Source organism: Pelagihabitans pacificus, from assembly GCF_009371985.2.
In the GTDB taxonomy this organism is placed as follows: domain Bacteria; phylum Bacteroidota; class Bacteroidia; order Flavobacteriales; family Flavobacteriaceae; genus Pelagihabitans; species Pelagihabitans pacificus.
Genome location: NZ_VIKU02000001.1, coordinates 124,107 through 143,862 on the forward strand (window position 1 = coordinate 124,107; position 19,756 = coordinate 143,862).

The window sequence follows — 19,756 nt, forward strand, 5'->3', positions numbered from 1 at the left end:
AACAGTTCGTCGACAAAATCAATCCTTTTATCGATATGTACAGCTAAAAACCCAGTAGCAGGTTGGGATTTGGACAGTTTTTCGAATAAAATTCCAAGTCCTCGGCGCTGCAAACACCGGGATAGTCGCCTTTTTTTCCTTCCATATCCAAGATGAGCTGAAAATGCAAATGGGGCGCATAGTCGACGTTAATATCTGGAGTGCCCAGGGTAGCAAGCAACTCCCCTGCCCTAAAAGCTTTTCTTTTTTGTAGACCGTATAGGGATTCTAAGGAAAGATGTCCGTACAGGCTGTAGAAGGTCACTTTCCCCAACCGATGTTCCAAAATGATGGTTGGGCCATAATCCCCACTAGTAGCGTTATTTTGAAAACTATGAATTTTTCCTGCGACCGGCACGAGCACTTTTGTGCCTGCTTCCGCCCAGAAATCAATACCTAAATGAATATTCCGAGGGCTTCCTTTCGAAAAACCGATCTTGTCGTTATACAAATTACGCTTTTCAAGATATCCCCCATAGGCGACGGTAGCATTATTTCTGGTGAGAATCCTATCAATATATTCCTGACATTCAATAGGATCGGTACTATCGATGGTCTTCAAATCGGGATTGGTCGTTGATAGGTCCAAAGGGGTATAATCGGACAGTGGAATGGCCAAATCCAATGGGGGAATTGGCTTGTCCGAAACGGATCGTAACAGTTCGGCGATGTTTTTCACATTTGTAAAACTAGGGATATCTAGTGCAAGTATAAAAGTAAATTCAAAACCAAATGTTAAATACAAATACAACAAAATGGAGTTTAGAGGCCATCATCCTACTGTTCACTGAGTACCTATAACTGACTACGACCAAGTTTCCCTTTAACATTTTTTAACCCTCATTGCCGTAAGTAGTTTGTAACTTGGGCTACAAAGCTGAAAAAGAAAATTATATGAAGACTTTCAAAACCGTTTTGATAGCGTCTCTGACGTTCATTGCCACCAGTTGCCAATCCCACGATAAGGAGAATAAAAAGGCGGATATCGCCGAGGTCGAAACTGCTGCCACCCCAAACACCGAAAAAATGTCCCCCCAGGACTTGAGTAAATACGAAACCGCTTATTTCGCCAGTGGTTGTTTTTGGTGTGTCGAAGCCATTTTCGAAAGCGTCAAAGGTGTTCAGGAAGTTGTTTCCGGATATGCCGGGGGCACTGAGGAAAATCCTACCTATGAGCAGGTTGCCAGGGGGCAAACGAGCCATGCCGAGGCCGTAAAGGTCTATTACGACCCTGAAGTGATTTCCTTTACCGCTTTGGTACAAGTGTTTTTTGGATCGCACGACCCGACCACCTTAAACCGTCAAGGGCCCGATCGCGGACCACAGTATCGCTCAGTGGCCTTTTACAAGAACGAGGAGGAAAAGAAGATCATCATGGCCTATATGCAAGCGTTGAAAGACCAGAATGTATATGGTGGGGAGCCTATTACCACAGAAGTGACCCCCTTCACAAAATTCTACGATGCGGAGGAATACCATCAAGATTACGAAAAGAAGCATCCGAACAATTCCTATATTACCAATGTATCGATTCCAAGGCTCAATCGATTTAAGAAAAATTTCCCAGAGTACTTGAAGGAAGAAGCCCACTGATTGGATAATGACCTCGAATCAAGCAAAAGCGACCTTTACCGGTCGCTTTTTTATTTATCGATATTACAAGCTATCTTTAAAAGCTTAAAACAACTACCAATGAAACCGCTACCTCGATTTTTATGGCTTATATGTCTTGCAGTAACAATCCTCGCATGTGAAGAAACCCCGAAAGACGATACCCCCTGGATTGCCTTGTTCGATGGGGAAACCCTGACGGGATGGACCCAAAAAGGAGGCGAGGCCAAGTATGGGGTGCGCGACGGAATGATTGTGGGCACCACAGTCCACGATACCCCGAATTCATTCATGACCACTGAGAAGATGTACGATGATTTTATTTTGGAGTTCGAGTATTTGGTCGATTCCACCATGAATTCCGGGGTACAAATTCGAAGCAATAGCTTTCCGTATTATCGGGATGGTCGTGTTCACGGTTATCAGGTAGAAATCGACCCTTCGGGCAGGGCTTGGAGCGCTGGCATCTACGACGAGGCCCGAAGGGGATGGCTGCATACCCTCGAAAAAAATCAGGAGGCTCAAAATGCTTTCAAACAAAACGATTGGAACCATTATCGAATCGAGGCCCTTGGCGACACGCTGAAAACCTGGATCAATGGGGTGCCCGCAGCGCATCTCATCGATGACATGACAGACAGTGGATTCATTGGACTGCAAGTACATTCTATCGGTAAAGACCAAAAAGAAGGTACCGAAATTATGTGGAAAAATATCCGCATTCTTACCGACAGTCTTTCGAAATACGCTAAAAAATCCCCATTACATCCCGTCGTTACCAAAAACCAATTGACCCATGGGGAGGCGAATGATGGATGGAGGCTATTATGGGACGGTGAAACTACCAACGGTTGGCGTGGCGCCCGATTGGATGAATTTCCCGCTGAGGGCTGGGTCATCGAGGATGGCATCCTTACCGTACTGCCTTCCGGTGGCGAGGAGTCGGCAGCAGGTGGCGATATTGTGACCACCGAATTGTACGGCGATTTTGAACTCAAAGTCGACTTTAAGATTACCGAGGGTGCCAATAGCGGTATCAAGTACTATGTGGATACCGATTTAAACAAGGGTCCGGGGTCGTCGATCGGATTGGAATACCAGATTTTGGACGACCCCCGCCACCCCGATGCCAAGCTAGGGAACCATGAGGGAAGCCGCACTGTAGCCTCGCTCTATGACCTCATACAAGCGGACCCCAATAAACCGATGAACCCCATCGGGGAATGGAATACGGCCCATATCGTTTCCAAGGATGGGCATGTAGAACATTGGCTCAATGGCGTAAAGGTATTGGAATATGAACGCGGTAGCGATGCCTATCGAAAACTGGTCTCGGAAAGTAAATACGCCAAATGGCCCAATTTCGGGGAATCGGAAAAAGGGCACATTTTGCTGCAGGATCACGGCGACCTTGTCTCCTTCCGGAATATCAAAATAAAAACCATCGAAAAAGAATAACCATGACCACAAGACGTACTTTTATAAAAAAAACCACTGCCGGAACCGCGGGCATTACCTTAGGCGGACTCCTAGTCCCCCAGATGGGTATCGCCACGATAGTAGGCGCCAACGACCATATCAATTGTGCGGTCGTTGGGGTACGAAGTAGAGCGAAGGCGCACGTGCTGGCCATCCACAAAGACCCCAATGCCAAGATTCTTTACAATTGCGATGTAGACGATACGATCATCGAGGCACACAATACGTGGTGTCAAGAAAATATCGGCTATGTACCCAAAGTCGAAAAAGACTTTCGTAAAATATTGGAAGACAAAGATGTCGATGCCGTGTTTATTGCGACGCCCGAACACTGGCACGCTCCCATGGCCATCATGGCCATGCAAGCCGGTAAACATGTTTATGTGGAGAAACCCTGTAGCCACAATGCCCACGAAAACATGCTTTTGGTCGAAGCTCAAAAGAAATATGGCCTGAAGGTACAAATGGGCAATCAACAGCGTTCGGCGGCTACGACCATCATGGCCATCCAAGATATCAAAAATGGTATTATCGGGGACGTTTATAAAGGGGAAGCCTATTATTCCAACAATCGTGGCTCCATCGGAAACGGTAAGACCATCGAGGTACCCAAAACATTGGATTGGGAGCTTTGGCAAGGTCCGGCTCCGCGGGAAGCCTATCGAGATAACGTGCATCCGTACAACTGGCATTGGTTCCGAACCTGGGGAACCGGGGAAATACACAACAATGGCACCCATGAAATCGATATCTGTCGATGGGCGCTGGGCGTCGACCTTCCCGATACCGTAACCTCTTTTGGAGGAAAATATACCTATGACGATGATTGGCAATTCGTAGACAACCAGCAGGTAACCTATCAATTTGCTGACAACAAGTTTATTACATGGACCGGACACAGCCGCGGTATCATGAAACCGGAACGTCCTGGGAGGGGCATTACCATCTATGGCAGTAAAGGATCTATTCAGTTAGACCGTAATTTTTATAAGCTCTATAATCTGCAGGGCAATCCCATCAAATTCGAATTTGAACGCGGGGCCAGTGCCACAACCAATACCAGGGGTGAAGGTCAGCTGGACGTGAATCATGTCGGCAATTTCTTCGATGCCATTCGCAAAGACGTTTCGCTGAATGCGGAGATCAAGGACGCCAGTATCTCTACCATGCTCTGTCATTTGGGCAACATGGCACAGGATGTTGGGGAAACCTTGAAAATAGATACGACCACCGGAAAAGTCCTTAATAGTGCAAATGCAATGAAAGCCTGGAAACGCGAGTATGCCGAAGGATGGGAACCAAAGGTGTAAGTAGCCAGTAAACCGCAAATTAAAATAGTAGAATGAAAAGAAGGGAATTCGTAGTAAAAGGTAGTTTGGCCACTGCGGCCTTGGGAACATCGTCGGTAGCCCTTGGAAAGGTATTTGATAAAAGTCCTAACGAGACCCTCCGTATCGGAATCATCGGTACTGGGGACCGCGGCGGTGGATTGATTCCCTTGATCAATCAAATCGAAAATTTCGAAGTAACGGCCTGTTGCGATATTTTACCCTTTCGGTTGAACAAGGCCTTAAACAAGGTCGACGGCAAAAAGGCTACAGGATATAAGGAGTACCGCAAACTGCTGGAACAGCCCGATTTGGATGCCGTGTTGGTTGCGACCCCATTCAACACCCATTCCAAAATTGCGGTCGATGCACTGGATGCCGGCAAGCATGTATATTGTGAAAAGACCTTGGCCAAAGGCTTTATGGGCATAGAACAACTGGTCGCAAAGGCACAGGCTTCCAATAAAATCTTCCAGACCGGGCACCAATACCATAGTTCACGGCTATATACCCACGTGGTCGATTTGATTAAGAATGGAAAGGTCGGTACCATTTCCGCTTTTGAATGCCAATGGAACCGCAACGGCGATTGGCGACGTCCGGTACCGGAGCCGGGGCTCGAACGCTTGATCAACTGGCGTATGTACCGTGAGTTTTCCGGGGGACTCGTCGCGGAGCTATGTTCCCATCAAATCGATTTTGTTAACTGGGTCACCGATTCCGTACCCGAAAAGGTAATCGGGGTAGGTGGAATCGATTATTGGAAGGATGGCAGGGAAACCTATGACAACATTCACCTCATCTATACCTATCCAAAAGGAATCAAAGCAAAGTTCACCTGCCTTACCAGCAATGCGATGAACGACTATCGGATAAAGGTTTTGGGCGATAAGGGAAGTATTATCCTCGACTACACAAAGGCTTGGTTTTACCCTGAAGGAAGCTATCAAAAGGAAATGGGAGAGGTCGATGGGGTCGCGGGTGCTACCGTGGCTTGGGACAAGGGTAAAGGCATACCCATTGAAGTAGACCACGCCGATCCCAGCAAACAGGCACTTATGGATTTCAAGGAAAGTATTGCAAACACTACGGAACCCATCTCGAATGTCATCTCCGGAGCAAAAGCAGCCATCTGTGTACAAATGGGCCTTGACGCCATGCATGAGGAGAAAATCGTTGAATGGAAAGGGCACCACGGTTTGGAGGGCTAGGCATGGGGGGCATTCCTTTTGATAGTCGGGACACTGGGCTGTCTTTGGCCGATTTGCGCCGTTGAATCCTGTCATTTGATTATCATGAAGATGTGTGTACTCGAAAAATAGGTTGCTGCAATCAATGATACATACATCCTTCATCCAACGATATCGAAGATGAAAATATTAACGAAAGGCCAATATTACGGAAACCCAAATTCGGAGGTATCGTTCGACGGAGTGCTATTATCCCACTATAGCTATACCGGCGATAAAACTGATTGGCACTACCATGAGAATCCGTATTTCATGTACGTGTTACGGGGGAATATGATGGATTGCAACAAAAAGGCGAAGTCATTATGCCCACCTGGCAGTTTAATGTTCAATAATTGGCAAGAGGTTCATTTTGGATCGAAACATTCCGACCGGGCCAGCGGTTTCCATTTGGAATTTGAAAGGTCTTGGTTGAAAAAGATGGGGGTGTCCCAACAGTTGTTGGAAGGGAGCCAATTAATAGAACATCCCCGTGTACACTTGGCTTTTGCGAAATTATTCCATGAATTCGCAATGCCGGATAGCTATTCGGTCGTATCGGTTGAAGTATTATTGCTACAGATTTGTGAGGTATTAAGCAAAATCAAGGAAGCCAACACTGCCGAGACTCCTTCTTGGATAGGTCACTTGAAGGAACTCCTTCACTACGACTCCCATGATTTTAGCCTTCAATATCTTTCAAACCAGCTTGATGTACATCCGGTACATATCTCCAGAGCGGCACCCAAATACCTATCGATGAGCCTGGGAGAATATATACGACAACAGAAAATAAAGAAGGCCATTCCCCTCATCTTGGACCCTACCCGTTCCCTCACGGAAATTGCATATCAGGTAGGCTTTGCCGATCAAAGCCATTTCAATCGTGTGTTTAAGTCTTTCTTTAAAATGAATCCGAGTGTCTACCGCGGAACCAAAAAAATATCGCTAGGTTAATTTGGTACAATTTTTAAGAACATCGGCGACCTACCTTTGGTGCCTAAATCATTTCAATTATGGTAAAGCACATCTGTATTGTAGTATTGTTCTCCTTTCCAATTTTGTTCGGTTGCGCGCAGCAAAATGTCTATGATTATGAGGGTAATTGGGTCGGAACCCTGCCGGACCGACACAGTTTTAATTTTACGGTCACCTTGGAAGCGCTCGAAGCCGACGTCTATCACCTCGTAATTGCCAACAAAAAAGTACTCCTGGACACAAAGCTGCATTCCACCGGTAAAGACCATATACAATTGAATATCGATAATCAATTATACTTTGACCTATATCAGGATTGTAACGGGCAAGCATTAAATGGTTTCATCAAATCGGGTCGGTATTTTTACAGCGTACAACTACGAGAAGTGGCCCCTAATACATTTGAAGGTCCATGGAACTCCTTTATGTTCAACGATGGCATCCTATCGGATGATTTTCTGCTATACGTCGAAAATAACAACAACGCGCAACTGGTCGCCTATCCCATATTTGGGGACCAGCGATTTAGGGGAACATGGGCTAGCGGCTTTAAAAGGAAAAACGACACTCTTTTTTTTAAAGATGACAATACCGGATTCAAGTTTCGGGCTTCCCTTTCACCGATGGGGATCGGATTGGAAATCTATCTCGTCGACGCCCTAATCACCAACATCGACTTAACCCATTCCGAAGAGAATTTAGAATTTCAAACTGACCCAATCGTTAACAGCCAAAGTACTGCCGCCCCCCCACAATTGACCGATGGGTGGGAAACTGCCGATGGCCGGGATTTCGGATTGAACGACGCTGAATTACAGCGATTGATCGACGATGTACTCGAAAATAAACTTGTAAACACGCACAGCATTCTTATCGCGAAACAAGGAAAACTGGTATTCGAAACCTACTTTGATGGCTTTAACACCGACATACCCCATGATTTGCGTTCGGCATCCAAAAGTATTTCATCTGCCATGATCGGTATCGCAATAGACGACGGCATCATTGAAGGTGTCGACGCTAAACTTTATGACTGTATCCCGGAAACCTATCAGTATACAAAAGATGCTACAAAATCGAAAATACGGATAAAAGATCTCTTGACAATGAGCTCCGGATTGGATGTGAACGATTTAGCCTCCGAGGACTACTACCAAAATCCCGATAATCCCAATAGTTGGTTGCAGACCGTTTTAGAGGCCCCTATGGTAAAAGAGCCGGGGACCTATGCGGATTACGGATCGGCAAATCCCTTTCTCCTTGGAGTTTGCTTAAGCGACCGTTTGGAAAAACCTTTGGAATCCTATATGCATGAGAAGTTATTTGTCCCATTAGGTATCACCAACTATATCAATCAGACCGATGATACGGAGGTCACCCCATACTTTGGAGGGGGCATGATGCTAACTCCTCGGGATCTACTCAAATTTGGGCAACTCTATCTGGACAAGGGAATATGGAACGGGAAGCGCATACTATCTGAAAAATGGATGGTGGAGTCATTTAAAAAACACATGCAACTACAGGATGTTGTAGACAAAAATGACTATGGGTATCTCTGGTGGCATGATGTCTACAAGGTCGCTGGAAAAAAGATTGAAACGGTGGAAGCGAGAGGTGCCGGGGGCCAGTTCATTTTCGTAATTCCCGAGCTAGAGTCCGTGGTGGTCATCACATCGGGGAATTTCAGAAATCGGAAAGGCAATCAACCGAGAGACATATTAAAGGAGTATCTTCTGCCGGCAATGGTATTTTGACAATTCAACAAGAGGCCGTTCATTACCTGAACAGCCTTTTAATCTCCATAGGAGGTTCTGTTCCAAATAAACCCGCACCGTATAAGGCACTTCGTTGATCTTGGTATGACAGGTAAAGGGTTATCGATTTTCGAAGGCTTTGCCAATGCTATTACCTAAAATATCGGCTATCGTATTCCAATACATCTTGAAAATCTGTTTATCCAATACCTTCCCTCAAATTTAAAGCGATTTATCGCAGCAACTTGGCAAAATTATAACTGGCAAAGACGAGGTTCCCATAACTGGACTTCATGGCCTCTTGCAAATTTGTGATGCCCCTTGTAATGGAACTTACATAGGTGAGTCCCAGGGCTTCCTGCTCTGCCATCGTAATATCGACCGATCCGCAGAGGGCGGCGACGGGAATATTCCTTTGCACCGCGGATTGTATCACACCGTTTATGGTTTTACCCGATAGGGTTTGTGAATCTAGCCGGCCCTCCCCGGTAATAATCCAATCAGCTCCCTCGATAACGGTATCAAAATCAGCCACTGCCTTGACCAGGTCGATGCCAGAGGTCAATTGGGCACCTAAAAACAAATGGGCTCCCGCCCCTAAACCACCCGCAGCACCGGCTCCCTTCATTTGCTGAAGGTCGACCTTACATTGTTCCGAGACGATTTTGGCAAAATGGCGAAGCCCCTGGTCCAAAATCGCGATCGCTTCCTCCGAGGCGCCTTTCTGTTTAGCGTATACGTGGGCCGCCCCATTGGGCCCGTACAACGGATTGGTGACGTCGCAGGCAACCTTGAAGGACACGCTATCCAAACCATCGAGTACACTGGAGGCATCAATTCTTGAGACCTTTGAAAGATTTTCTCCAACAGGTTTCAACAACGCTTCGTCCGCTGACATGAAACGGAATCCCAATGCGGTCGCCATTCCTATTCCGACATCATTGGTAGCACTACCGCCAATCCCTAAAATTAGTTCCTTAGCCCCTCGCCGTATGGCATCGGCCATCAACTCACCGGTACCCAAGGTAGTGGTATAAAGGCAATTCCGTTCCTCTTCCCCGAGCAGTTTTAGGCCCGAGGCCTCGGCCATTTCGATATAGGCGATATCCGTTTTGCCCGAATACAGATAGGATGCATCCACCGGCCGAAACAACGGGTCATGTACCTTAATCGTAATCTTTTCACCCTTTAGGTAGTGCCTTACGACTTCCATAGTACCATCACCGCCATCTGCCAGTGGCATTTTTACGATTTCTGCATGGGGAAAGATGCTCCGAAGTCCTTCGGCCACGGCATCACAAAACTCGAATCCGGTCAAAGATCCCTTAAACTTATCCGGGGCAATAACGAATTTCATGAATTCCAGTTTATGCTAAAGATAAGGCAAAGATAGCCCGAACAGCGTAAAGGGTAAACTCCGATGCACTACTAAATTTTGACGAAACCTGTTTTCTGCTTCAGATGATGTAAGAATTTACTATCTTTAATTTCTTAAATGTCAACCCCAAAGACGTTAACCTATGAGAACTGCCGCACTATTCTGCTGTCTTTCCTTGCTATGTTCATGCACCGAAACCGAGAAAAAGAAAGACCATCACATCATTGAGGTCAAAAGAGCGGAACAACCTCCTGCGCTGGACGGGCGCCCTAACGATCACATCTGGGATCAAGTGGCCTGGCATGCCATAGACCAGAACTGGATGGGCAATTCCTATACCCATGAGGATTTTAACGGTCGCTATAAACTGGCTTGGGACGCGAATGCTTTGTATCTCCTGGTCGAAGTAGTGGATGACGTTTATTATGACAAAACGAAGGATCCATTAAAATTGTATTGGGACGATGACTGTCTGGAAATATTTATGGATGGAGACAATTCGGGCGGACTCCATCAATACAGCCATAATGCCTTTGCCTATCATGTGGCATTGGATGGTAATGTGACCGATATTTCAACCGATAAAACGGTACTACTATTCAATGATCATATGACCATGGAATCGTTGAAGGAAGACCAGACCATGACTTGGGAAATAGCCTTGAAGGTATATCCGGGTAATTACGAGGAAGACAGCGAAAACAATGTTGAAAAGCTTTCCAAAAATAAAAAGATGGGCTTTGCCCTTGCCTATTGTGACAACGATGGGAGTTTGGAACGGGAAAATTTTATAGGGTCGGTCTTTATACCGGGAGAAGATAAAAATCAGGCTTGGATAAATGCAGATTTATTTGGGACATTGATACTTATCGAATAACTATTCGAATATCACATCACTGTACTTGGAATTGATAACAATGCTCCTTCCCTTGTTTTTGTTGATATGATACCCTTTATGGACTACGGTATTTAGGTTTTTGGTCCGGTCAAGGGTAAGGTCGCTAGGGCAGACAAACTTTGAGGAGGTACTATTGACATAGATGACGAAAGGGGTCTCCGGAGTTTGGCAGTATAGCTCGGCGTTCTGTAGGGAGATATCCATATCGTTGAAGTTTTTGGAGATATGGTTAATCCGCAACGGCCCGAATTTGTTTGTAATGTAGGCCTTTTTTAAAAGACGGTCAATTGTCACATCGGAAGAAGTGGTACTGAGCCTGAGGTCGGTCACTTCCCGTAAATCTACCCGGTCGGAATAGTCTGCCCGCAGCTGACCGTAGTTCCAATTTTGTACCGTCACTGGGGAATAGGAGGCTACGATTGTAGTCTCCTCCCCATCAATGGTGACAGCGCTTAAACTTGAATAGGATAGGTTCGCGTTGATATTCATGGTATTTTCGGCCAATTTCACCTCCCCATGGCGCACGTTCATTTGAATTTTGGTGCCTTTGGGCATCTTAATTTTTATGGTCTTTTTCACCTTGTAGTTCTTACTTTTACCGTCGGAAGAAAAATAAAAGATACTAGGCGCATCGTGCTGCCCATCGCTGTGGATTATGACATTTCTCTCTGCGCGGGCTTTTGCGAGTGCAGCTCTACTTTTCTCCCTTGCCTCTACCATCTTTTCCATTGCCTCTGCTCTTTTTTCTTCCCGTAGTTGCCTGGCTTCCTCCATCTTCTCCAATCGCTCTTTACGGGCTTTCTCTCGTTTCTCTAACTGCTTTTCCTTAGCCTTGGCGCGTTCCTCTATGCGCTTGCTCCATTCCTCCAAACGCTTTTCATATTCCTTATCGAACCCTTTTGAGAATTCCTTTTGCCACTCTTTCAGATATTTTTCCCCGTCTTTTTTAAAAGCCTCATAGTCAAAATTATTTCTGGGTAACCGAGGCATTGGGGGCATCTCCTCCACAATGGCCAAGTCGTACACAAAAGACTCCATATCCAATGAAGGCAATCCGGTAAACAAGGAGTCGGTATCGAACTTGAACTGAAAATCGTTTGCTCCATTAACGATAAATGTTTCGGGACCATGCGCGTTCCGGGCAAACAACCAGTTCTTTTCAGTTCCGGTCCTGATTTCTACTTTTTGGCTATTCCCCTTGATTTCGATGGCACCATCCTTGAAATAGCGTTCGGCTTCCTCCTCGGAAGCGCCCTCCAGTTCGATAACCGCCTCGATTTCAATTTGATTGCCGTCAGTGGTCTCAAATTCGATATCCGCATTGCTGGTATTCAAATCGATAATGGTTTCCGGGCCTGCGTTAAAGACCTCTTTATATGTTTTCGTTTGTTTTTGCCCATAGGCCGCCGTGCTGATGAAACACAGCAGCAATAGGGTCTTAAATAGTGCTTGTTGTAGTCTGTTCATTTTTTGATGTTTTTAATTCGTTCAACTTTGTTTTTAATCGTTGCAATAGCTGTAAGCGAAGTTGCAAGTTTTTGATTTGGGCATTAATCGTCTGGTCATTGGGGCCTATGGTGTTCAATTCGGTATTGAGCCTTTCGTACTCGGTATTCAATTCGGATAATTGCTCCATAAAACTGTCGACCAAGCTTTTGTTATCTTCGGAGACCTCTAATTTGGCGAGCGTTAGGTTGATATTGGCCACGTAGTAATCCTCTACCTTTTTCAGGTCGGGGGATAAATCGCCCAGCGAAAGGGATTTTGGTGATTTTTCTTCTTTGTCCATATCAACCACAGTGGTAGGCACGGAACCTTCGGTAGCCGTATTTCCAGAAAAAAAATAGAATCCCAAAGCTACCAAAACCGCTACCGCGGCGGCAATTTGAAAGATGGGGAACCCTTTCTTTTTACCTGGGGGCATCGCACCCTCGAGTCGTTCCGCAAATCGTTTTTCATGGCCTTTTCGCAGGATGTACCTTGTTTGGTCTTTTTCCCTGTCTTCCTTGAATAACTCCCTAAGATCCCGTGCCATATGCTTTCTCCTTTAAAATATTCCTTAAAAAACCTTTCCCGCGTAATAGCCTTGTCCTACAAGTATTGGCGGTAATTCCCAAAATCCCCGAAATCTCTTCGTGATCATATCCCTCCATCAAGTATAGTTGTACCACAAACTTGTATTTGTCCGGTAGCGCTGCTATGGCTTGCTTCACTTCATCAACGGTCGTCTCTTCTTCGACAGTCCAATCATCATCTTCAACCAGCTGCATATAGTTTTCGTCCAGTGCCACCAAACGCTCTTTCCTGGACTTCAAAAAATCAATACATCGATTCACTACTATTCTCTTCAGCCAGGCCCCAAAGGTGACCTCTCCCTTAAATTGATGTATTTTCTCAAACGCCTTGATAAAGGATTCCTGCAAAACATCCTCCGCGTCATCCTCATTCTTCAAAAAGCGCATGGCTACGCAAAACATACCATCACAATATTGTTTGTAAAGCTTTAATTGGGCTTTACGGTCGTTCTGTTTGCATTTAGTTACCAGATCGATCTGAAACATTGGTCGGTTTCGTTGCTGTTATCTTAAGGACGGCAAAAAAAATACGATGTTGCAAAAAACAGCTATTTTTACTCAAATTTAATGCACCTAGGTTGAAACAGGTCACCATAAGCAATCCATTTATCACCCTAATCGTACTCGATTACGGGGCTATTATTCAAAAGCTTTTGATTAAGGATGCCAAGGGAAACACGGTGAATGCCGTAATTGGTTTTGACTATCCCGATAAATATCTCAATGACCAGGTATTTTTGGGGGCCTGTGTGGGAAGATTCGCAGGGCGTATTTCAAAGGGTACTTTTGAACTCGATAGGGAAACCTTTTTACTATACCAGGAAAATGGCGTACACCTACATGGGGGCAAAGAAGGTTTTGGCAAAAAGTACTGGACCTTTGAAGAAGTGGACTACGGGGACACCCCCTTTGTCCGGCTATCATATTGGAGCAAACATTTAGAGGAGGGGTATCCAGGTAATCTTAAAGTTTCGGTGACATACCGCCTAGAGAATAATAAATTATTGATTACCCATAAAGCGGTTACCGACCGAACCACCGTCGTCAATCTCACCAACCATTCCTATTTCCGTTTGGATGATGCTTCTTCGGTCAACAATTATGAGTTACAGTTAAATTGTTCCCGTTATCTCGTCCTCGACGAACAACGTCTCCCTACAGGGGAAATTGCGGAAGTAGCGGATACTCCTTATGACTTTAGAAACGGTTCGACTATCGGCAACACCCGTCTCGACACACCCGTCATTATCGATGATAATGAAAAGGTTGCGGCGAAACTGCATTCAAAACGTTCCGGTATTTCCATGGAAGTATTGACCGACCAGCCTGCCATGGTGGTATACACGCCTCCCAATATGCCCGCCATTTGTTTTGAGACCCAAAACTATCCCGATGCGCCAAACTTCCCAGAATTTCCTAGCTGTATCTTACGACCGGGCGAGATTTATAAAAATAAATCCCAGTTCATCTTTGACATCGAATAGTTGGGTCATGGTAGTGCTCTTTTTTCCATTGGCGGTTTAAAAAACCACGATTCGGGCGTTTTATGGAGCTAAGGTCCTTAATCGCCACTGATTTCTTAACTTAGACCAAACAAAAGCAAACAAATGAAATTTTTCAAAAAATTGGTTATTATTCTTCTGGTGCTGGGAGCCCTTGGCTATTTTGTCGGAGTGCCTTACATGCAAAGACAGACCAAAAAACACAGTCCCGAAAGAACGGCCACCTATTCCAAGAACGGCTTGGAACTATTAGTAAACTATTCGAGTCCCTCCAAAAAAGGAAGGATCATCTTTGGTAAACTCGTTCCCTATGATGTTGTTTGGCGTACCGGAGCAAACGAGCCGACGACCTTCACTACCGGTACCGATATCACCATTAAAGGTAAAAAATTACCGGCCGGCACCTACTCGTTATGGACCAAACCGAGCGCTAACCAGTGGACCGTGATGTTCAACAAAGAGGTTCCGGATTGGGGGGTAACCTTAATAAGTGGTGGAAAGGAGACCACAAGAGACCCTGACCAAGATGTAGTTCAGGTATTTGTAAATACAAAAAAGACAACGCAACCCGTTGAGCAGTTCACCATCGATTTCGCTGAAGACGATCAATTACGGCTTGTATTATCATGGGACGATACCGAGGTGAGCGTCCCGATCAACAAATAACTTTGAGCACACGTAAAAACACCGACCGGTTTAATATTTCCAAGGTAAAGGAAAGTAGAAAGCCTTTACTTTCGGAGGAGGATCTATTCAATGGCATTCGCAACGGGAATAAGGCCGTGTTGGCCCAAGCCATCACCTTGGTCGAAAGCTCAAAAAAGTCGCACTGGGAGCGGGCAAACACCTTAGTTGAAAAATGCCTTGCAGCGAAGACCCGATCTATCCGTATTGGAATTACCGGAGTACCCGGAGTTGGTAAAAGTACTTTTATCGAGACGCTCGGTAAAAACCTAACCGACCGAGGTAAAAAAGTAGTGGTACTGGCCGTTGATCCCACCAGTAGTCGGAATAAAGGAAGTATCATGGGCGACAAAACCCGCATGCCCGAGCTGAGCAAAGATGCAAGAGCTTTTGTACGCCCCTCCCCTTCCGGGGACTCATTAGGTGGTGTTGCACGAAAAACAAGAGAAACGATCATCTTATGCGAGGCAGCGGGCTATGATATCATTATGGTCGAAACCGTAGGAGTGGGTCAAAGTGAAACTGCCGTTCATGGAATGGTCGATTTCTTTTTACTGCTAAAACTGGCCGGGGCAGGGGATGAACTTCAGGGAATCAAACGCGGTATCATCGAAATGGCCGATGCGATTGTTATTAATAAGGCGGATGGAGACAACCTAAAAAGAGCCAAACTCGCCGAAGTAGATTTTAAAAGGGCCCTGCAATTATATCCCCCAAAGGAAAATGGATGGATTCCTACCGTATCCTCCTGCTCCGCCACCGAAAACCGCGGTATACATGAACTATGGGAAATCATCGAAGACTATGTTGCGAAAGCACAAAAATCGGGTCATTTTTCAATAAAAAGGAAAATCCAGAACAAAGAGTGGTTGTTGCAGACCATAGAGGAACGGCTAAAGTTCGATTTTTATAATCATGAAGCGATAAAGTCCCAATTGGAGGTGTTTCTTTCCAAAGTAGCGGAAAACAAGATTTCGCCCTTTAGGGCGGCAGAAGCGCTTTTGGAGCTTCAGAGAAGGAAATCGGTGTAAGATGGGACACCGTTTAATTATGATAAAAAAACGAAGGAAATCCTCAAATCCAACAATAAAGCTTTCATCGACGAGGCCTGGCCTACACGGGAGGGTTGGCCCGGCCAGTAATTTTGCCATCATATTGCATCCTCATCAAAGTAGGGTGTCACTAAAATAAAAAACATAACTTTGCCCGCGTATTAAAGCCGCTTCATGAACCCAGTGACCACCGACCTGTTATCGATCGTAGTTCCCCTTTTTAATGAGGAAGACAATGTGGTCTTGCTTACCCAAAAAATACATGACAGTCTCATCGGGTATCAATATGAAATAATCTACGTCGATGATTTTTCGAAAGACCGCACCCGTAAAACAGTGAAGGACATGAACGATGCCAAGGTGCATCTCATAGAGCTTAAAAAGAACTATGGTCAGAGCCTTGCCCTGGCAGCAGGAATCGATTATGCCAATGGCGAGTATATCATTACCATGGACGGTGACCTACAAAACGATCCGAGCGATATTCCCGATATGTTGGAATTTGCAGTGAACGACGACTATGATGTAGTGACTGGCATTCGCCAAAAGCGGAAAGATTCGTTCGTAAAAAAGATACCTTCGAAAATTGCCAATTTTCTGGTGCGTCGCGTTACCAAAATGGACATCAAGGACAATGGTTGCGCCCTGAAGGTATTCACTAAGGACATCGCTAAAGAATTGAACCTATATGGTGAAATGCACCGTTTCATAAATCTTCTGGCCTATTTGGAAGGGGCACAAATCAAACAGGTACCCGTAAAGCATCACGCAAGGCATGCAGGGGTCTCTAAATATGGCCTGGAACGGGTTTTCAAAGTAGTAGCGGATATGATGCTATTGCTCTTCATCAGAAAGTATTTTCAACGGCCCATACACCTCTTCGGGATTTTTGGTTTCCTACTGATATTGATTGGGATTTTTATCAATATTTATTTGCTGTTCATTAAATTCTATCTGGGTCAGGATATCGGGACTAGGCCCTTGCTAATTTTTGGTCTGATGTTCATACTGGCCGGCATACAGTTATTTACCATAGGCATCGTTATGGAACTTCTGATCCGTACCTACTACGAATCCCAAAATAAACGACCCTACCGAATCAAAAAAGTGAGCGTAGGTGGCAGCATATCGTAAACAACTGGTCACGGCGGCCAAGATTCTTATCAGTGTCGCCTTGCTCTACTTTATATTTACCAAAATCGATTTGATCGATGTGGTCGATGTACTCAAGAAAACCCGACCGCAGTTTTTGGCGCTGGCCCTTCTTTTCTTCGTACTTTCCAAAATCATCGCTGCTTTTCGCTTGAACCTATACCTCTATCAGCTTCAGATTTACTTAAGTCATATCAGTAATTTGAAGCTGTACCTTTTGGGGATGTTCTACAACCTTTTTTTACCGGGGGGAATAGGGGGCGATGCATATAAGGGATATGTCATTAAACAAAAATTTAAGGTAAAGACCAAACGGGTGGTAGCGGTTTTGCTACTAGATCGCCTAAGCGGATTGTTGCTGCTATTCGTCTATGCCTGCGTATTGGCAACGCTCCTACACGACGAATCGCTGGCCAGGTTCAAACCTCTTGTAGGATTGTTGGGTTTGTTTTCTATCGTTGTTTTCTGGTGGGTAAACAAAACTTTTTTTAAAGATACACTACCTGTTTTCTGGAAATCATTCGCCTGTTCGGCATTGGTTCAGCTAGCACAATTGATAAGCGCATGGTTCATTCTAAAAGCACTTTCCATCTCTTTGCAAACGGTGGCATATCTTTTTATTTTTCTGGTTTCGTCGATGGTGTCGGTAATACCCTTGACCATAGGAGGTATCGGAAGCCGTGAGGTAACTTTCTTTTACGGAGCCCAGCTGTTCGGCTTAGCGGAAAATACCTCCGTAGGTATTAGTATGGTTTTCTTTCTCATCACCGCCTTTGTATCGTTACTTGGAATCGGCTACCACTTTAAAAAACCGGAGTTGACCACCAAAACAAAAGAGACCGTTTCTTGAAGGACCACTAAGTCGCACCGGAATTTGATAATTGATCAGTAAATATGGATCAAGTGCATTTTCTCCACCACTTTTTTTCTGGTGGACGGATCTAGAAACTTTCCCTGTAAGCGGGTAATCCTAAACTGGTCTTTAGTGAATTGACGGTCCCAATCAAAACCCAAATTATTGAGTTCCCGCAACTCCATGGAGGTAGCATAAACCCAAATGTTCCTCTTATTTTGTATGTCTTTTATGGAAGATAGTATAACGGGGCGCCTATTATAGAAATCAAGGGCCCAGGTATAGCGTTCGGACAGTTTGTAAATCCTGTCTACGGGAATATCGTTTTCAGCCACTACCTTGGCCATTTCGCTACCCGCCTGATACGTTAAGAGATTGGGATAAAAATGGAAATTCAAAACCGCGTTTAGTAAAAGCGAACTAATCACCGACACCGTGATAATGCGTAAATAGTACTCCTCCTGTTTAAGACTATAGAAAATGGCCAATAGAATCAAGGCAGTCGTCCAAATATAATTAAGTGGATTCTCGAATTTAAAAACAAAAAAACAAATCAATACGGAAGCAACAAAAACCACTGCTAAAACAAAATATTGAATTCCAAGAACCCATTTGATGGTTTTTCTTTTCGTAAACCTGTAGAGGCTATAGAGATAAGAGGCGGATAATACGGAGAACAAGGGCATCGTGATGTTCAGGTAGTGGGGTAGCTTGAACTGGGCAAAACTGATTAGTATAAAAATCAATATGATGCCCCCCAAGGTCAGAAACTCATAATTCGGTTTAAAGGCGAATCGCAGTTTCACCAACGTTTTTATTCTGCTGCACAAAGCGAAAAGACCTATGACCGTCCATGGTAAAAATACCCAAAGGAAGGTGTGAAAGAAAAAGAAGTAATCACTGCTGTTCTTTCCGATACCTTCCCCGCTCATACGTTCAAAACTTTGCTCCCAGAATATGAAGAAGATACCGCTTCGTTCGCCCCTACCGCGAATAATTTTCTCTGGATGTAAATCAAACTGGTGGTAATAAGCGTAAAGCATTGGGGTAATGGCGATACTAAAAACCAAGAGGGCGATAAGTACCTTCCAATTCAGTAATCGAATCCATTTTCGGGTATAGGCCAAATGACATAATATGGGAAGCCCGATGACCACTAAAGCAATTTGTCCTTTGGTAGAAAATGCAACACCGGCCCCAAAAGCCCCTAGGATAATATTCTTGACGGATCTGGTTTCGATGTAAGCGGCCAATTGCCAGATTGAAAAAATAGCGAAGCCGGTCAACACCGCATCGGTACGCACATCAATTACCGATAGTACAATAGTCTGGCAGGTTAAAAAAATCAAGGCTGCAAGTTTGCCCGTATTGTTATTATATAACAAACTTCCCAAACCATAACAGCTATAGCCGCCAAAAAGTATCGCCAAGATAGCCGGAAGGCGATAAGCCCAGTCAAAAATTCCAAAAATTTTAAAGGAAAGGGCCGCCAGCCAATAATGCATATGCGGCTTGTCGAGATACTCCTCTGGCCCTTTATAGAGGTTTAAAAAGTCGTTTTCCTGAGCCATCCGCATCGCCATGGTGGCAAACTGTGCGGAATCGTTTTCGAATAATGTTGCGAACATTCCGGCAATGTATACCAGAAGAACTAGAAACAACAAAAACCAATACCTGATATTGGATATCATAGGGGGTACTTCATCTATTGATATTCATCATAGTTGACGGTCATACCATA

The 19,756-nt window shown here is 44.9% G+C and carries 18 protein-coding genes; 12 read left to right on the forward strand and 6 right to left on the reverse strand.

The features are described from left to right. Positions 1-43 precede the first annotated feature (43 nt). Positions 44-718, reverse strand: coding sequence for a peptidoglycan DD-metalloendopeptidase family protein (locus tag FK220_RS00595; RefSeq protein ID WP_152572347.1), 675 nt, complete (start codon positions 716-718; stop codon positions 44-46). 215 nt (positions 719-933) lie between these two features. Between FK220_RS00595 and msrA the strand changes: the two genes are divergently transcribed. The 6 genes from msrA to FK220_RS00625 all read left to right on the forward strand — a co-directional run bounded on the left by msrA (position 934) and on the right by FK220_RS00625 (position 8,421). Beyond that, positions 934-1,632 (forward strand): peptide-methionine (S)-S-oxide reductase MsrA, encoded by a 699-nt coding sequence (gene msrA, locus FK220_RS00600; protein WP_152572348.1) that lies wholly within the window; start codon positions 934-936, stop codon positions 1,630-1,632. Between the two features lie 99 nt (positions 1,633-1,731). Beyond that, positions 1,732-3,108 carry a 3-keto-disaccharide hydrolase gene (locus FK220_RS00605; RefSeq protein WP_152572349.1) on the forward strand — a complete coding sequence of 459 codons (1,377 nt, stop codon included), beginning with the start codon at positions 1,732-1,734 and terminating at the stop codon, positions 3,106-3,108. A 2-nt stretch (positions 3,109-3,110) separates the two neighbouring features. Beyond that, positions 3,111-4,439 carry a Gfo/Idh/MocA family oxidoreductase gene (locus tag FK220_RS00610; protein WP_152572350.1) on the forward strand — a complete coding sequence of 443 codons (1,329 nt, stop codon included), beginning with the start codon at positions 3,111-3,113 and terminating at the stop codon, positions 4,437-4,439. Positions 4,440-4,471: 32 nt separating this feature from the next. Continuing rightward, positions 4,472-5,668 carry a Gfo/Idh/MocA family protein gene (locus FK220_RS00615; RefSeq protein ID WP_152572351.1) on the forward strand — a complete coding sequence of 399 codons (1,197 nt, stop codon included), beginning with the start codon at positions 4,472-4,474 and terminating at the stop codon, positions 5,666-5,668. A 159-nt stretch (positions 5,669-5,827) separates the two neighbouring features. Beyond that, complete coding sequence (locus FK220_RS00620) at positions 5,828-6,643, forward strand: helix-turn-helix domain-containing protein (RefSeq protein WP_152572352.1); 816 nt, start codon at positions 5,828-5,830, stop codon at positions 6,641-6,643. A 59-nt stretch (positions 6,644-6,702) separates the two neighbouring features. Further along, the gene (locus FK220_RS00625; RefSeq protein ID WP_152572353.1) at positions 6,703-8,421 is read left to right on the forward strand and encodes a serine hydrolase domain-containing protein; all 1,719 of its coding nucleotides are present in this window, start codon (positions 6,703-6,705) and stop codon (positions 8,419-8,421) included. Positions 8,422-8,653: 232 nt separating this feature from the next. On the opposite strand, the gene FK220_RS00630 is transcribed toward FK220_RS00625, so the two are convergent. Then, the gene (locus tag FK220_RS00630; RefSeq protein WP_152572354.1) at positions 8,654-9,778 is read right to left on the reverse strand and encodes a glycerate kinase; all 1,125 of its coding nucleotides are present in this window, start codon (positions 9,776-9,778) and stop codon (positions 8,654-8,656) included. 163 nt (positions 9,779-9,941) lie between these two features. On the opposite strand from FK220_RS00630, the gene FK220_RS00635 reads away from it, so the two are divergent. Then, positions 9,942-10,676, forward strand: a complete 735-nt coding sequence (locus FK220_RS00635; RefSeq protein WP_152572355.1) for a sugar-binding protein — start codon at positions 9,942-9,944, stop codon at positions 10,674-10,676. Here the strand turns inward: FK220_RS00635 and FK220_RS00640 are convergent, their stop codons facing one another. From FK220_RS00640 to FK220_RS00650, 3 genes are read right to left on the reverse strand one after another with little or no spacing between them, the layout of a single operon-like run. After that, positions 10,677-12,164: a hypothetical protein gene (locus FK220_RS00640; protein WP_152572356.1), complete on the reverse strand. Its 1,488-nt coding sequence runs from the start codon at positions 12,162-12,164 to the stop codon at positions 10,677-10,679. Continuing rightward, on the reverse strand, positions 12,136-12,732 hold the full coding sequence (locus FK220_RS00645; RefSeq protein WP_152572357.1) for a hypothetical protein: 597 nt from the start codon (positions 12,730-12,732) through the stop codon (positions 12,136-12,138). The genes FK220_RS00640 and FK220_RS00645 overlap by 29 nt, the downstream gene beginning before the upstream one ends. Beyond that, positions 12,716-13,258: an RNA polymerase sigma factor gene (locus FK220_RS00650; protein WP_152572358.1), complete on the reverse strand. Its 543-nt coding sequence runs from the start codon at positions 13,256-13,258 to the stop codon at positions 12,716-12,718. The genes FK220_RS00645 and FK220_RS00650 overlap by 17 nt, the downstream gene beginning before the upstream one ends. 92 nt (positions 13,259-13,350) lie before the next feature. Between FK220_RS00650 and FK220_RS00655 the strand changes: the two genes are divergently transcribed. The 5 genes from FK220_RS00655 (at position 13,351) to FK220_RS00675 (ending at position 18,012) form a co-directional block, all read left to right on the forward strand. Then, entirely contained in the window at positions 13,351-14,256 is a 906-nt protein-coding gene (locus FK220_RS00655; protein ID WP_152572359.1) for an aldose epimerase family protein, read from the forward strand. A 123-nt stretch (positions 14,257-14,379) separates the two neighbouring features. Continuing rightward, positions 14,380-14,940, forward strand: a complete 561-nt coding sequence (locus tag FK220_RS00660) for a DUF2911 domain-containing protein (protein ID WP_152572360.1) — start codon at positions 14,380-14,382, stop codon at positions 14,938-14,940. Between the two features lie 2 nt (positions 14,941-14,942). Then, on the forward strand, positions 14,943-15,989 hold the full coding sequence (gene meaB / locus FK220_RS00665) for a methylmalonyl Co-A mutase-associated GTPase MeaB (protein ID WP_238718857.1): 1,047 nt from the start codon (positions 14,943-14,945) through the stop codon (positions 15,987-15,989). Positions 15,990-16,184: 195 nt separating this feature from the next. Further along, the gene (locus tag FK220_RS00670; RefSeq protein ID WP_152572362.1) at positions 16,185-17,144 is read left to right on the forward strand and encodes a glycosyltransferase family 2 protein; all 960 of its coding nucleotides are present in this window, start codon (positions 16,185-16,187) and stop codon (positions 17,142-17,144) included. Then, a complete protein-coding gene (locus tag FK220_RS00675; RefSeq protein WP_152572363.1) occupies positions 17,128-18,012 on the forward strand; it encodes a lysylphosphatidylglycerol synthase transmembrane domain-containing protein in 885 nt (294 codons plus the stop codon). Before FK220_RS00670 ends, FK220_RS00675 begins: the two co-directional genes overlap by 17 nt. A gap of 35 nt (positions 18,013-18,047) precedes the next feature. Here FK220_RS00675 and FK220_RS00680 read toward each other — a convergent pair whose 3' ends face one another. Beyond that, positions 18,048-19,643: an ArnT family glycosyltransferase gene (locus FK220_RS00680; protein WP_317168292.1), complete on the reverse strand. Its 1,596-nt coding sequence runs from the start codon at positions 19,641-19,643 to the stop codon at positions 18,048-18,050. Positions 19,644-19,756 lie beyond the last annotated feature (113 nt).

Coding starts and splice junctions, on each gene's coding strand:
- msrA (WP_152572348.1), top strand. CDS start 934: ATGAAGACTTTCAAAACCGTTTTGATAGCGTCTCTGACGTTCATTGCC.
- FK220_RS00660 (WP_152572360.1), top strand. CDS start 14,380: ATGAAATTTTTCAAAAAATTGGTTATTATTCTTCTGGTGCTGGGAGCC.
- FK220_RS00630 (WP_152572354.1), bottom strand. CDS start 9,778: ATGAAATTCGTTATTGCCCCGGATAAGTTTAAGGGATCTTTGACCGGA.
- FK220_RS00635 (WP_152572355.1), top strand. CDS start 9,942: ATGAGAACTGCCGCACTATTCTGCTGTCTTTCCTTGCTATGTTCATGC.
- FK220_RS00640 (WP_152572356.1), bottom strand. CDS start 12,164: ATGAACAGACTACAACAAGCACTATTTAAGACCCTATTGCTGCTGTGT.
- FK220_RS00650 (WP_152572358.1), bottom strand. CDS start 13,258: ATGTTTCAGATCGATCTGGTAACTAAATGCAAACAGAACGACCGTAAA.
- FK220_RS00645 (WP_152572357.1), bottom strand. CDS start 12,732: ATGGCACGGGATCTTAGGGAGTTATTCAAGGAAGACAGGGAAAAAGAC.
- FK220_RS00610 (WP_152572350.1), top strand. CDS start 3,111: ATGACCACAAGACGTACTTTTATAAAAAAAACCACTGCCGGAACCGCG.
- FK220_RS00620 (WP_152572352.1), top strand. CDS start 5,828: ATGAAAATATTAACGAAAGGCCAATATTACGGAAACCCAAATTCGGAG.
- FK220_RS00615 (WP_152572351.1), top strand. CDS start 4,472: ATGAAAAGAAGGGAATTCGTAGTAAAAGGTAGTTTGGCCACTGCGGCC.
- FK220_RS00680 (WP_317168292.1), bottom strand. CDS start 19,643: ATGTTCGCAACATTATTCGAAAACGATTCCGCACAGTTTGCCACCATG.
- FK220_RS00625 (WP_152572353.1), top strand. CDS start 6,703: ATGGTAAAGCACATCTGTATTGTAGTATTGTTCTCCTTTCCAATTTTG.
- FK220_RS00605 (WP_152572349.1), top strand. CDS start 1,732: ATGAAACCGCTACCTCGATTTTTATGGCTTATATGTCTTGCAGTAACA.
- FK220_RS00670 (WP_152572362.1), top strand. CDS start 16,185: ATGAACCCAGTGACCACCGACCTGTTATCGATCGTAGTTCCCCTTTTT.